Origin of the sequence: Anabaena cylindrica UHCC 0172, from assembly GCF_034931625.1 — a bacterium.
Classification (GTDB): domain Bacteria; phylum Cyanobacteriota; class Cyanobacteriia; order Cyanobacteriales; family Nostocaceae; genus Anabaena; species Anabaena cylindrica_A.
In genome coordinates this window covers 1-12634 of sequence record NZ_JAYGGY010000117.1, presented here as the reverse complement: position 1 = coordinate 12634, position 12634 = coordinate 1, and the positions used below count along the sequence as shown (strand labels likewise).

Below are 12634 nucleotides of genomic sequence, written 5' to 3'. Positions count from 1 at the left end.
TCATTTGTCGATCACAATTTGTAACCAAAATGTCTTTAAGAATTGTTCAGAATTTTGATAGTAGTTTTACACTAGCACCAGAAGCTCAAGAAACTCTGTTTAAATTATTGACTAGTGAATCATTTTTAAGCCAACTTTGTCAAAGTTGGCAATGTGGAAAAATTGAATTTACCGAAATGCTTTTTCAACCAGTTCCATACAGTCCAGCGACTCCTAAAGGGATGCCACCAGAATTTGAACAATATCATCAATCTGAAGATTACACCATTATTAACGTACCGCCAAATTTCATGTTTAATGCTAAAATTTTCAGACCTAGCCGCCTTTGTGCAATTTACATAAAAAAGGTTTAAGCGGTTGTGAAGAGCCATATATTTTGGCTCAATTACAAGCTATCTAGAAAAATTGTAAGTTAGTAATTTATAAATTTCCATCATGACTACTGAAACTAATATTCCTACTTTAGCTAATCTAGAATATGTTGCTTATATTGATGATAATGGTGAATTTCCAGCACAATTTCAGGGTAAAATAGGAGTTTATGCTATTTTTAATCAAGAAAAAATTCTCCAATTTGTTGGTTATTCTCGCGATATTTATCTCAGTCTTAAACAGCATTTAGTTCGTCAACCTGAAGAATGTCATTGGGTGAAGGTAGAAACTATTGAACGACCTAACCGCACGATTTTAGAAAATATTGAAAATGCTTGGATGGCTGAAAATGGCAGTCTTGATTTAGGTAATGTGGAAAATAAGCAAAAATGGACTAATCCTATTGATGCTAAGGCACTCATGACAGATGAAGAAAAGGCTAAATATCAAAATCCATTAATTGATGATTTAGTAAAAATGAAACTTATTAAAAATGTAGCACGGCGAGTTGAAGAAGAAATTTTAGCAGTATTGGTAGCAAGAGGTTTAAAAACTCAAATTCGCTTTAATCCTAAATTGAAAGAAGATGGATTACTGGATTTGAAATAGGTCTAAAGCTACTTTTTACACTACAATGTGTCTTATACACTGTGCCAGATGCTGAAAATAGGAACTGGCATTTTTGACTCAGTACTCAGCACTTTTGCAAGTCAGTTGCTTGTAACCTGTCATGACACTACAACTACTAAACGATCGCTATCAAGTTCTCCAAGTTCTTGGTGCTGGCGGGTTTGGTGAAACCTTTCTAGCAGAAGATACTTATTTACCATCAAAGCGTCGCTGTGTAGTCAAACAGCTACGACCAATACAAAACAATCCCCAGATTTACCAACTGGTACAAGAAAGATTTCAACGGGAAGCCGTGATTTTAGAAGCACTTGGTGGTGCAACTGAGCAAATTCCCGGCTTATATGCTTATTTCTCTGCTGAGGGACAATTTTACTTGATACAAGAATGGGTGGAAGGGGATACTTTAACAGCAAAAATCCAACAACAAGGATTATTTACTGAAAGTGGTATTCAAGAATTATTAGTAAATTTATTACCCGTTCTGGATTATATTCACTCGCAACATATTGTTCACCGAGATATCAAACCGGATAATATTATTTTGCGTCATCGTGATGGAAAACCTGTGCTGATTGACTTTGGTGCAGTGAGAGAATCTATGGGGACAGTGTTGAATTCTCAAGGAAATCCTACTAGTTCAATTGTCATTGGTACGCCGGGATTTATGCCTAGTGAACAAGCAGCAGGTAGACCAGTTTATTCCAGTGATTTGTATAGTTTAGGGTTGACAGCAATTTATTTGCTCACTGGTAGACAACCACAACAATTAGAGACAGATTCTCAAACAGGTGAGATTGTATGGCGAGAGTATGCTGGTCATATTAGTCCCATGATGGCAGGAATTCTTGATCAAGCGATCGCATATCATCCACGCGATCGCTATCCTACCGCTAGAGCAATGTTAGATGCTTTACAAAGCAGCCTAGCCAAACCTATTCCTTCCACCCTACCACCCACCATTTCCACGCCTATCGTACCGATATCACCAACTATTCCCACTCATCCTCAACAAGGTGCTAAAACTAATCATCAGAATAGTATCCTCATTGGTAGTTTAATTGCAGGTGGGTTAATTGGCGCATCTGTAATTATTGGTCAGGTGTTAACAAAATCTCCCGAATCTAGCACAGATACGGAGGTGTCAGTTTCCACAAAGAGAACAAATACAACACCCCAAGTTCAGGATAGTCCCAGTATTTTACCAACTTCAGAAACTGCACCAAATACAACACCCCAAGCTGTTGCAACTCCTGAAATTACAACTACTATTATAGACAAAAGGCTAAAAATAGAAAGCACAAATAAAAATATTAATAATTATGCTTGGCTTTCTCAAAGACCAGTTACAGATACAGATTTAGATAATAAAAATGGCTTTGAACTAGATATAATGAGAAATACAATTTTCGCTATTCATGGTCGCCGTTTTGATACTCCTGGTTTACAAGATTACTTTGATAAACAGCCTTGGTATAGTCCCCAATATTCACCCACGGAATTTCCGGTTAGATTATTATCAAAATTAGAGCAACGCAATATAGATTATATTGCCAAATATCAAGAAAATTACGATATCAGATACTTTAAAAAATAAATAATTCAAGCGAAATTTGGATTTTGTTGAGCGCCTTTGCTCCTAGCTTAGATGTAAGTAAGAGCAAATATCAGAAAAACTACAGTAAGCTGGATGCATGAACTACGAAATAGCCCGAAAATTACTCATAGACCAAACAATAAACGACGAAAATCCAGATACTTTCTTAAATCGTCTCAAACAAGGAAAACCTCCAGTACCAGGTCAAATTACTTCAGTTTTGTTAGCCTTGAAGGTAGTGTTTGAAGCCCTGAAAGAAACCTCTAGTGTAGATAAAGAACTGGCTTATGCTTTGTATAAATTAGGTATTAGAACCTTGCAGTTATTTGCAACAGGACGCAAAGCAGGTATTGACTGGCCACCACTATTGAAAGAAGATTTGCAACGCATTTCTCTAGCAGCAGAAAGTATATTTTCAGGTCAATGGCAAACCCTAACCATCGGAGGCTATTTGAAAGATGACAGATGAAAGATGAAAGCTTTATCTCATTTGATCAGCTATTCTACATTTAAATTCCTTATTAGGGCGGACAATATGCCCACCCCACAAGAATTTCATCAAATTTAGATATGCAAAAATTAGGTGTGTTTTAGCTGACTTTTAACGAGTTCTCAGTTCTGCTTCTAACTTGTCTAAATCGTCCTTAAGTAAAACTGTGATTTGACCAACCACAGCCTTTCCTCCTCTGGGTTTAGCGATTTCTACCCAATATGCATAGCGATCGCCTAACCGCAATTCTCCCTGCAATGCTTCCCGAATTGGAGTTTTTGCCAAACGTGCCTGATTAATTGCACTCTCGTTCGGATAATCGTAAACTACCTGAGCGCGATTATAGTCTTGGTAAATATCCAAGCTATAAATTACCCGCAAAGATTCCTCAAGTCGCTCAGTGGTAACGCCATTTACACCATCATACATAGTCATGCGCTCAGTACGAATTGTGCTGCGGTCTTTAGTAAATGTCACCCTACCTGGAGGTAATACTGAGGCTTGAAAGGTGAATCTTTGGGCAGCTGTATCACTCTTACTCACAAACAATCGCTCCCCACTTCTAGGTTTCAGCGTGGGATGGGCTTTTATCCATGTGGTTACTTCCTCAGTGCTTTCTCCGGGTAAGGCCTGGGCTGGAGAATTCAGGATAATTTCTCCTGACAGCCAAGGTATAAAAGAACAAGACAAAATTAAAAAATTACGCAGAGATTTTTTTAGCATTTTTCTATTTAAATCACAATTACCCATTGGCAGGGAACAAAAAAGAGATAAACATAGTTTTCCCAATTTTTCCATAGCAATGAACTTTAATACCCTACTTTTAACTATGGAGTCACTCAAAACTCAGCATTGCTGAACATTAACAAGGTAGCATTGCCACCTTAATTACTTTACGCGCTTTCATGTCAGCAAACACCTGTTCTAAATCTTGTAATGGTCGCTGTTCACTAATTAGCAATTCAAAAGGAATCTTTCTACTCGCTAACAATGACAAAGCTGACCGGACATATTCGGGTGTATTATGAAACACACCTTTCAAAGTCAATTCACTATAATGTAGCTGTTCTGTATTCACGGTAATTGTCGTATCTTTGGGACAACCACCAAATAGATTTACAGTTGCACCAGGACGGGCGCAAGCGATCGCATTTTCCCACACACTCGGAACACCAGTAGCCTCTATAACTACATCTGCACCCCAACCCCCCGTTAATTCCTTCACCACCCCAGGAATATCAGCAACTTGATGATAATTAAAAATCTCTGCTGCACCTAATTTTTTGCCAATTTCTAGCCTTTGGTCATTACCTCCCCACAGCAACACCTCAGCTTTGCTTTGTGCCGCTAAAACTGCCACAAACATCAGCCCAATTGCCCCATCTCCCAGCACAACTACCCGGTCTTGAGGTTTGACATCAGAACGCCCAACTCCGTGTAAAACACAAGCTAGAGGTTCAGTCATTGCTGCCAATTCAAAGGGTAACTCATCAGGAATCCGCAACATATTCTGCTGGACAATCGCTGCGGGAACTTTCAGATATTCTGCAAAAGTGCCATTATTCCAAGTCAAATTGGGACAGAGGGAATATTCTTGACGTTGACAAAAAAAGCATTTCATACATGGCGCAGAATTATTAGCGACAATTCTGTTACCTACCTGCCAATTATGCACACCAGCACCCACAGCCACAATTGTTCCCGCCGCTTCATGACCAAACAACGTGGGGAGAGTCAACATTTTCGCATGGACACCACGTCGCCAAACCTTCAAATCCGTACCGCAAGTAGTAGCTGCCCCCACCTTAATCACCACTTCCCCATCTGCTGGAGTGGGTTCAGGGACTGTTTCTAGGCGTAAATCTTCCTGTCCATAAAGTAAAGCTGCTAACAAAGCTTTTCACCTAAGAATAAAGCTGCTAAATGATTTTACAGGATATTGTGGAAAGCCAGAATCAGGATTTACAGGATTTGAGGATTTTTTGTTTTTCTATAAAAGCACGAAAATTAAGAAATCAGTAATAACAGAATAAAAAGAGGAAGTTATACAAATTGTTACCAGTTGGATGGAAGAAGGAATTGCGAGATAAAAGGATTTAATTTTACGTCAAACTCATAGAAATTTAGGTAAAGTTGATGCTGAATCCTTACACTTGAATTAGATATTTATATTTGGAAATTATTGAAACTTTAGCAGAGGCAATATTTGATTTATCAACTGTGGAAGATGTAGAAACTTGGTTAGATAATCTACATAATTAATTCAGGATATATAATCAACATCCTGTTAATCCTTAAATCCTGCAAATCCTGATTCTGACAATTGAATATTAGCAAATATATTTTTTTTGCAATCTCCTTGTCTCAGCATAGTCTAAACTCCAGTATTAACCTAAACCTTGTCTTACCTTCTGAAGTCGTTTAAGTCCCTTGGGAGGAATTCCTGTAAATCGAATTAAGAAATGATTATCAACAGCAGATTTTTTCATTACTTTGGCGTATATATCTGGTTCTTCTGTAAATAATGCTGTTTTTGTTAATAACTTGAGTTTGATATTAGTTAATTTTTCTAAATCATATTCACACCGAATTTGTGCGCCATTTTGTGAAAGTCCAACTAATACACCGGGCAAAAATTTTCCATCTACGTGTTTACCATGTAAAACAATAAATTCAATCGGTAATTCTTCGCTTAACATCTCTACATTTTCGTCAATATGAGGCAAGAAGAGATTATATTTGCCACCGATACCACCAATTTCGTAAAGAGTAACGAGATGTTTTATCCCTTTTGGTTCTACCTGCAATTGACTATCAATTCTCAAATCAATCTTGGCATCTTGCCAAGTATGTTCTGAAATAAAAATTTGTCCTCCTACAGAATAAGACTCAATCCGAGCAGCTAAATTTACATGACTACCAATAACTGTATATTCAGCACGTTTTTGAGAACCAATATTGCCGGCAATAACTTCACCTGTATTGATACCAATTCCCATTTCTAAAATTGGTAAATTCATTTCCTGATTTTTGGCATTTACCTGTGACATAGCCAACTGCATCGCCACAGCACAAGCGATCGCTCTTTGAGAATCATCATCCCGATGAATAGGCGCACCAAACATCACTAAAATCCCATCACCCATAAAATCATTAATCGTACCTTTATACTGATTAATTACATCTGTCATCACTTCCAGATAAAGATTGAGAATTTCTACCACCGTTTCTGGGGGATATTCTTCAGAAATAGCCGAAAAACCCCTCACATCAGATACTAGAACTGTGACCTTTCTCCTTTCTCCTCCTAGCTTCAAGCCAGAAGGCGTTTCTATTAAACTAGTCACTACTTCATCTGTTAGATAACGTCCAAAGGTTTTTTGCATATTGGCAGCACTACGAGCCATATACTGGGTAATAGCAATGGTTGATCCGGCTAATGCCAATATTGGCGGCACTACAGGAATCCACCAGCCAGCTAAAAATGCTAAAAAAGAACAGGCAATCAAAGCGCTACCAGCCAGCAAAATATTAATAGTAATTAGAGATATATTATGACGTTGCTGCCAACACAATAAAGAGCTAATAGTTGACCATAGCAAAATCCACAGCCATTCTATAGTGTCACTCCAAGACTGAATTAAGGGACGACTATCTAAAGCCGAACTTAAAATTTGACTAGTTAAATTAGCATGAATTGTGACACCTGCCATCCTTTCCGGGGCAGCAAAAACTTGACTAGTGTAAGGTGTAAAAAAGCTATCTCTCAAACTTTCAGCAGTTGAACCGATTAGTACTACCTTTCCTTGCATCAAATTTGGTGAAATTTGGTTTTTTAAAACTGCTGTCAGGGAAACCGTGGTAAATTGCTGTTGACGACCCCGGTAATTTAATAATATTTGGTAGCTTCCGGCTTTTGCTCTTACATAAGCACCATCATTAGTTTGAAATCTAGGAAAAACACTTCCACCTAATTGGAGATAATTGGGATTATTTGTTGCTGCTTTTTCAGTAATACCCTCAGATTGTAAGTACAATAAAGCAAGTTTGAGACTAAAACTTTCTAAAATATCACCATTATCTAAATATAGGTAAAGCATTCCTCTGCGGATTTTACCATCCCCATCTGGAGGTAAATCATTTCCTCCTACTTGTTGGCGTTGCTTCAAGATAGGTGATGGTTCAACTAATGAACTATCTGCACTTTCAAATGCTTTTTGGATGCCAATTAAATTGGGGGTAGATTCAAATAACTTAACTAGGTTTTGATGACCAGGATTAACTGCTAAGTTACGATAAACATCTAAACCTATCGCTCTGGGTTGTTGCTGCTTAATCTTCTTTAATAAATCAGTCAGCACTGCATCGGAAATAGGCCAACTTCCCTGATTACTGATGTCTCTTTCATTAATTTCAACTATAACTATGCGATTATCAACTGGTTCTTGCGGGCGAAGAATAAAGAATTGATCTAAAGCTGTTAATTCTAGAGATTGAAGCAATCCAGTTAAACGTAGTGCGATGACAATAAATGTGACATTGGGAACGGCAATGAAAACACCCCGCCATTCCCACATTAATCTTTTCAGCTTTTCCCACATAAGAATTACTGTTTAATTCTCGGTTGTGCAAGAATCAATTAATGGCTCAGATGCGATGTCAATCAGTTCCACTGATTCCAAAAATTTTCGCCAATTGCGCTTGACTGTTAAATCATTTGGCTGAGTGCAACGTAATTGAACTAGAGAAGTTAGTGCTTCATGCCAAATTCCAGCTTCTGCATAGATTGTTGGTATCTGGCTTAAGTCTGATTTGGCTAGGGAATCTGATAAAGTTAAATCTGGTTGAGTACGTTTTACAAAACCTTCTACATAAGGATTGTTGCTAGATTCTTCAGAATTGCAAATCAGAGTTAGATACCAGTGGTAAGTAGTATTTATTTGCAGTGCAGGGGCATTTGTCGGCAGAGTAAAGCTGATAATTCCTGGTTGGTCGGGAAGAGTTAAAGTTGTTTTATAAATTATTTGTTCGTCTCCAGGAGCAAAAATAGTGAACTCGGCAGTTTTAACTGGAGTTGGAGGCACAGACCAATAAAAAGTAGGATGTTGATTGAAGGTCAACCCCGATTTATTGGCAGGGAGTAAGGGCTTTATTATTTGTTTTGCTTTGAGACATGAGGAGCTACGAGTTGCAGCACCAATGGTGGGAGGATTAGGTTGATTATCTACTGGAGGCTTAAATTTTTGACTTATTTGCCAAGTTTTTTGTGTTGGGTATGACTGAGCTAGTACGGATGGTACTTGAGAATATACGGTAAAAGAAAATGCCAAGAAACCTAGAGATGCCTGGAGCCATTTCATGGTTCAATAATCTCCTTGATGAATTATTTTATACTTTAACTACGGTATTTTTATTTGATTTTTGTTGGTGTGTGCGTTCTGCAATTAAAAACTGAGTACACCTTTAATTCCCTTCTTTCTTGCTAAGAGTTCCCTTTTGCAATAGACATCTGGTGGTAATTAAATGTGCGTGGCTTGAAACCCTTGTAGAGAGGTTCCACCGGAACGTCTCTACTACAATCATTTTCACGCTCTTGTCTAATGACTTGAATGAGTGAATATTACGTAATACAAGGCGTTAATGGCGATTTACGAATTTACGAACTGCCTTAATGAATTGATATTTTTTATACAGAGATTCAAAGTTCTGTAGACGTGATATTTAACAGCAGTGTTCCCACTATCAGGGTTAAATATAGCACTTCATAAAAATAAATTTTAATGGCTTAAAGCGATCGCTGCATTTTGTCCACCAAAACCAAAACTCAAACAGAGCGATCGCTTAATTTCACTGTCTTTTGCGGCTGTGACGAAATTTAAATCAAATTCTGGCTGCTGCAATCCTACGCAAGGGGGTAATTTTCTATGCTTTAAACCCATGAGTGCAAAAGCCACACCCAAGGCTCCTGATGCTCCTAGTGTATGACCTGAACTGCCTTTGGTAGAACTAATTGCTACTTTTGAAGGAAATAAATGCTGAATAATTTTGCCTTCGATCCGGTCATTGAGAAGGGTAGCTGTACCATGAGCATGGATGTAGTCTATGTCGGCAGGGGTGAGGTAACTACGTTGTAAACATTGCTTGATGGCTGCGATCGCACTTTTGCCTTGATGTTCTGGTTGATTGCTATGAAATGCGTCTGCTGTCAAACCAAAACCCAGAATTTCGCCGTAAATATTTGCTTGACGTTGGTTTGCTAATTCTGCTGATTCCAGAACAAATACAGCACCACCTTCTCCCAAAACTAAACCTTCTCGGTGTATATCAAAGGGATAAGCTCCTGTTTTTGCCAAAGCCCCCATTTGCTGAAATCCACAGATAGTCAGAGGGGTAATTGGTGCTTCCACTGCACCTGCGATCGCTCTTTGACATTGCCCAGTTTGAATTAACATAGCAGCTTGGCAAATTGCCCAAATCCCTGTAGCACAGGCCGCCATTGGTGCTAAAACAGTACCTGATGCGCCGATTTTTCGAGCTACAGCGATCGCATTCATGTGTGGTAAGGTATCTAACCAATTTTCTAAATTTAAGGCTGCTGGGAGGCAATTTTGACCATATATTTTTCGTGCCAAATTCTCCCAATCGGCTTGATAACCACGACTAGAACCAATTACCACTGCACAATCAGGTAAAGGCGTTACTAATTCAGCATCTTGCAAAGCAGAATTAACAACCTTCTGAGTTAGCGTCTTTAAATCAGATGGTTTTTGAGCAATTAAACCTAGAGGAATTTTTAAGAGTTCTGGAAATGGCTGATGTAATTTAATACCCGTTTTACCTACCAACAAATTTTGCCAGCTATCCTCTAAGCTTGCACCTAAAGCAGAAATCAAACCAATACCAGTGACAACAACCCTAACCAATTTTAGATTTTAGGTAAAAATTCAGGAGTTCAGGAGTTCAGGAGTTCAGGAGTTCAGGAGTTCAGGAGTTCAGGAGTTCAGAAGTTCAGGAGTTCAGAAGTTCAGGAGTTCAGGAGGAAAAATATTTTCTCTTCTGTTCCCTGCTATACTGCAAACGGGTGAAATTTGGACTTATGTCATACTGAGCGTAACGTAGTGCAGCGTTCGCGTAGCGTGCCGTAGGCTCTAGTATCTCGGAGATTCTTCACTTCGTACCCTACGGGAAGCAAGCTACAGAATGACACTTTTAACCCGTTTTTAGTATATATCAAATATTCTGTATCCTGAATCCTTACGATTTTAGATTGTGCCAGTTGTCAGCGTTTTGAGAACAACTGACAACTGAACTACTGATTACTTACCAGAGGTTTTTAAGTTTTCAGCACCTTGAGTGACTTTCGCGGAGTTAATGCGATCGCCTTGCTGAATTTTATTAACTACATCAAAGCCATCGGTGACATAGCCAAACACAGCATAGTTACCATCCAAGAAGCCCAAATCTGCCAACGCAAAGTAAAACTGAGAAGAAGCCGAATCAGGTGGTTGCGATCGCGCCATAGCTACTGCACCTTGTTTGTGAGTCAAAACAGGTTTCTGCGTAATGACTTTACTGTAAACAGGCTGATCTGCACCTTCTGGCTTGATTTCTAGTGGTATACGGCGTTCAGTCTCAGTTTTTGGGTCTATGTAGCCACCAGTTCCCCATCTTTCTGGCGAACTGTTGGGATCTTTACTTTGGGGATCACCACCTTGAACTACAAATGGCTGTGGTTCGCGCACAACCCGATGGAAAACTAAACCATCGTAAACACCTTTTTTGACTAAATCGACAAAGTTGCCAGCAGTAATAGGAGCATTAGTACCATCTACTTCGATGGTAATTGGTGCGCCATTCACTGTCATCACAACAGTAGCCTTACCTTCGAGGCGTGGTAAATCTTTCATTCCCGGAATACTCTCACTACTAGTTTCTGATACCGTCGTCGCTTCAGCAGTTGACTTAGAGCTTTCCTCAATTGTATTTGAGGTAGATGTGGAAGTTGGAGATGTATTAGAAGCTACTTTTTCTGCTGAACATCCTCCCAACATCAAACCACCAATCATCAACAGAGCAACTAAAAATTGTGAAAATTTTAACCGCATTGCCAGTTACTGACTCAACCAGAGTATCTTAGCCTCTCTTTGCAATTTTAGATTTTAGATTTTAGATTCTAGATTGAGAATTTTCGTAGTCAGGCTATTGCATAGGGTTAAACCAAATAGATACTGTCGAGATTTTGTAATCTGAGACAGTAGATTTTTGATTTACCACCAATTCAAAACCCAAAATCTAATTCAAAATCCAAAATCTAAAATCCAAAATTCTTAGAGTCCTTCTAAAGGTACTGACAAAAAGCGGGCTAAATCAGCAGCTTGAGTTTCTAAATCAGCTAAAGATAACGGTTGACCTACTCGTGTCAAAGGAATATCTCGTCGTCCTTTAACTCTTAGATAAAGTGCGCGTTGGGGATTTAGACCTTCCTTAATAGAGATGCGTACAGATTGCACGTCTTGGATACGGTTTTCAATCTCAATTTGGCGGTTTTTTCCAGGAAAACCCCATCGAAAGATTTTGAATTTACCAGTTTCCTGATTGAATTCGTTATAACCGCCACCAACATCCCATAGAATAACTAGCCACAGGTATAAAGCTAAGAGCAACCCAGCTAGTCCATACAAACCCATAACCAATCCTTGGGGTACAAATATCAGTTGAGTTGGATCGGTGACAATGAGTAAATTGACTTTAAGATAGCTGGAAATACCAGCCAATAAAAAGCCAGATGCTCCCAAACTAACGATAGTTGCCCACCAGTAGTTGCTAAACCGACGAGAACCGAGGACGCTTTGATGCAGGAGTCCATCGCCTTTATTAATCGTTGTTGATGCCATCATGGAACTACCTTGGCCTGTGAGATATTCTCTTTAGAAGTCTGCCACTTGAACAGTCGGTATTGCAAGTTTTGACCGAAGAAAGGCAGAGAGTAGGAAGCAGAAGGATTTAGAGAGCCACTCATGGTTCGATAGCAAGTGACGTACTCACAACTATGAAACAACTTTGATATTCCCAGAAAAATTTTTGTAAGATTTATGAGAAAATGTATGTCAGATTGTTAAAATTTTGGTATTCATATTAATATCAAACCCAAACAAGACAAGAATCCTTAATTACAATTACCACAGATAAGTTGTAGCACGTCAAATACCCCATTGATTTGCGTGTCCCCAGCGTAAACCCTGATTAATGTGATAAGTTAAGAATCATTAAGTTACCACAATCTAGAGTTTTAGTTAGTGGTACGCGTAATGGCATAATCCTGAGAAATGCCTAATTGTCAGGCATTAGCTTCTCAGAATTGCAGCCACGTACAAGTGGCAAAAAGTCTCAAAAAACGTTTAATTCCTCGCGGTAGTTGCCCCAAATCAGTAAATCTGACTAAGGTACAGCCCTAAAAACGTGGCAATTTTAGTAAAAAAGAGGATTTCAATTCAATGACCATCGCAGTTGGACGCGCCCCAAGTAGAGGGTGGTTTGACGTATTAGAC

12 protein-coding genes are annotated in these 12634 nt (G+C 38.8%); 5 read left to right on the top strand and 7 right to left on the bottom strand.

Annotated elements, in window-relative coordinates:
* Window positions 1–29 precede the first annotated feature (29 nt).
* From VB713_RS25700 to VB713_RS25685, 4 genes are all read left to right on the top strand, one after another.
* Complete coding sequence (locus VB713_RS25700; RefSeq protein WP_323314328.1) at window positions 30–353, top strand: hypothetical protein; 324 nt, start codon at window positions 30–32, stop codon at window positions 351–353.
* Window positions 354–435: 82 nt separating this feature from the next.
* Window positions 436–981 carry a GIY-YIG nuclease family protein gene (locus VB713_RS25695; RefSeq protein WP_323314327.1) on the top strand — a complete coding sequence of 182 codons (546 nt, stop codon included), beginning with the start codon at window positions 436–438 and terminating at the stop codon, window positions 979–981.
* A gap of 121 nt (window positions 982–1102) precedes the next feature.
* Window positions 1103–2596 carry a protein kinase domain-containing protein gene (locus VB713_RS25690; RefSeq protein WP_323314326.1) on the top strand — a complete coding sequence of 498 codons (1494 nt, stop codon included), beginning with the start codon at window positions 1103–1105 and terminating at the stop codon, window positions 2594–2596.
* 97 nt (window positions 2597–2693) lie between these two features.
* Window positions 2694–3065, top strand: coding sequence for a Dethiobiotin synthetase (locus VB713_RS25685; protein ID WP_323314325.1), 372 nt, complete (start codon window positions 2694–2696; stop codon window positions 3063–3065).
* 132 nt (window positions 3066–3197) lie between these two features.
* Here VB713_RS25685 and VB713_RS25680 read toward each other — a convergent pair whose 3' ends face one another.
* The gene (locus tag VB713_RS25680) at window positions 3198–3809 is read right to left on the bottom strand and encodes a hypothetical protein (protein WP_323314324.1); all 612 of its coding nucleotides are present in this window, start codon (window positions 3807–3809) and stop codon (window positions 3198–3200) included.
* A 139-nt stretch (window positions 3810–3948) separates the two neighbouring features.
* On the bottom strand, window positions 3949–4980 hold the full coding sequence (locus tag VB713_RS25675) for a zinc-dependent alcohol dehydrogenase (RefSeq protein WP_323314323.1): 1032 nt from the start codon (window positions 4978–4980) through the stop codon (window positions 3949–3951).
* A 278-nt stretch (window positions 4981–5258) separates the two neighbouring features.
* Between VB713_RS25675 and VB713_RS25670 the strand changes: the two genes are divergently transcribed.
* Window positions 5259–5348, top strand: a complete 90-nt coding sequence (locus VB713_RS25670) for a DUF4351 domain-containing protein (RefSeq protein ID WP_323314322.1) — start codon at window positions 5259–5261, stop codon at window positions 5346–5348.
* Between the two features lie 125 nt (window positions 5349–5473).
* Here VB713_RS25670 and VB713_RS25665 read toward each other — a convergent pair whose 3' ends face one another.
* The 5 genes from VB713_RS25665 to VB713_RS25645 all read right to left on the bottom strand — a co-directional run bounded on the left by VB713_RS25665 (window position 5474) and on the right by VB713_RS25645 (window position 11983).
* A complete protein-coding gene (locus VB713_RS25665; RefSeq protein ID WP_323314321.1) occupies window positions 5474–7687 on the bottom strand; it encodes an adenylate/guanylate cyclase domain-containing protein in 2214 nt (737 codons plus the stop codon).
* A gap of 12 nt (window positions 7688–7699) precedes the next feature.
* On the bottom strand, window positions 7700–8446 hold the full coding sequence (locus VB713_RS25660; RefSeq protein ID WP_323314320.1) for a DUF928 domain-containing protein: 747 nt from the start codon (window positions 8444–8446) through the stop codon (window positions 7700–7702).
* Between the two features lie 417 nt (window positions 8447–8863).
* Window positions 8864–10009 (bottom strand): beta-ketoacyl-ACP synthase, encoded by a 1146-nt coding sequence (locus VB713_RS25655; RefSeq protein WP_323314319.1) that lies wholly within the window; start codon window positions 10007–10009, stop codon window positions 8864–8866.
* Between the two features lie 393 nt (window positions 10010–10402).
* A complete protein-coding gene (locus VB713_RS25650) occupies window positions 10403–11191 on the bottom strand; it encodes a peptidylprolyl isomerase (protein ID WP_323314318.1) in 789 nt (262 codons plus the stop codon).
* 222 nt (window positions 11192–11413) lie between these two features.
* Window positions 11414–11983 carry a photosystem I assembly protein Ycf4 gene (locus VB713_RS25645; RefSeq protein WP_323314317.1) on the bottom strand — a complete coding sequence of 190 codons (570 nt, stop codon included), beginning with the start codon at window positions 11981–11983 and terminating at the stop codon, window positions 11414–11416.
* Window positions 11984–12634 lie beyond the last annotated feature (651 nt).